This is a genomic window from Noviherbaspirillum galbum (assembly GCF_010974945.1).
GTDB lineage: Bacteria > Pseudomonadota > Gammaproteobacteria > Burkholderiales > Burkholderiaceae_D > Noviherbaspirillum > Noviherbaspirillum galbum.
Map to the genome: position 1 here is coordinate 1 of NZ_JAAIVB010000005.1, position 1072 is coordinate 1072.

At 56.8% G+C, this 1072-nt stretch carries 2 protein-coding genes; both read left to right on the forward strand.

Translation table 11 applies throughout. The features are described from left to right. The first annotated feature begins 99 nt into the window (after positions 1-99). On the forward strand, positions 100-525 hold the full coding sequence (locus G3574_RS00895) for a helix-turn-helix domain-containing protein (protein ID WP_163959964.1): 426 nt from the start codon (positions 100-102) through the stop codon (positions 523-525). Continuing rightward, positions 414-1058 (forward strand): IS630 family transposase, encoded by a 645-nt coding sequence (locus G3574_RS00900; protein WP_163959966.1) that lies wholly within the window; start codon positions 414-416, stop codon positions 1056-1058. Before G3574_RS00895 ends, G3574_RS00900 begins: the two co-directional genes overlap by 112 nt. Positions 1059-1072: the final 14 nt, after the last annotated feature.

Here is a 1072-nt window from a genome sequence, read left to right on the forward strand (position 1 = left end):
CTACAGCGGATTGCCGGTAGCTTTAGGGTAGGTGAGCAAAGAGAACATCTGCGGGTATAAAAGGTCTTATCGCCACCTGCCTGCGGAAGAGGTGCCATCATGCCCGTTCCCTATTCGATGGATTTGCGTTGGAGAATCGTTCAAGCCTGCGCACGTGGTACCCAATCGCAACGCGAAGTCGCCGAGTATTTCCAGGTCAGCCTAGCGACTGTGGAAAATATCCTCCGACTGTACCGGCGCGCCGGCGATGTCTCGCCGCGTAAGCCGGATCATCCGGGACCACCCGCGCGCCTTGATGACAAAGCTCGTGCGCAACTGCGCCGCTTCCTGGAAAAACAACCCGATATGACGCTGGCCGAACTGCGGCAGCAACTGGTGCGCGACAATGGCCCGCTGGTGAGCACGTCGAGAATTTGCCGGGTGTTGCAGGAAATGGGATTGCGCCGAAAAAAAAGGCAGTACATGCCTGCGAACGGGACACCACGCGGGTATGTCAGGAGCGGTGGCGGTATTACAAGAAAATAGCCAAGTGCCCGGTCAAGAAGCTCAAGTTCATTGACGAAACCGGCGTGAACCTGAAGATGACGCGTCGCTTCGGCAGGGCCAGGCCAGGCACGCGAGTTCATGATGCCACCCCTAAAAACTACGGCCACAACGTCACCATCATCGGCTCCCTGTCCTGTTACGCACTCGATGCGGTCATGACCGTTGAAGGCGCTACCGACGCAGCGGTGTTTCGGGCCTATGTGTCCAGGGTGCTGGCACCAACGCTGCGCCGCGGCGATGTTGTCGTCATGGATAACCTTGGTGCTCACAAGGTGGCTGGCATAGCCGAAACGATTGCCAGGCAAGGCGCAGAGCTCATTTACCTGCCGCCTTACTCTCCGGACTGTTCACCTATTGAATCGTGCTGGTCGAAACTGAAAACCAAACTGCGCAGCGTAAAAGCACGTACGCGTGAGGAGCTCGATGAGGCGATTAGAAAAGCCATCAATACCATCAGCAACCGAGACTCCCGGGGCTGGTTTGCTCATTGCGGTTATCCCCTAAACCAATAGGTAATCCGCTGTAG

Excerpts from the sequence above, each read along its gene's own strand:
- G3574_RS00895 (WP_163959964.1), top strand. The coding sequence starts at position 100 with ATGCCCGTTCCCTATTCGATGGATTTGCGTTGGAGAATCGTTCAAGCC.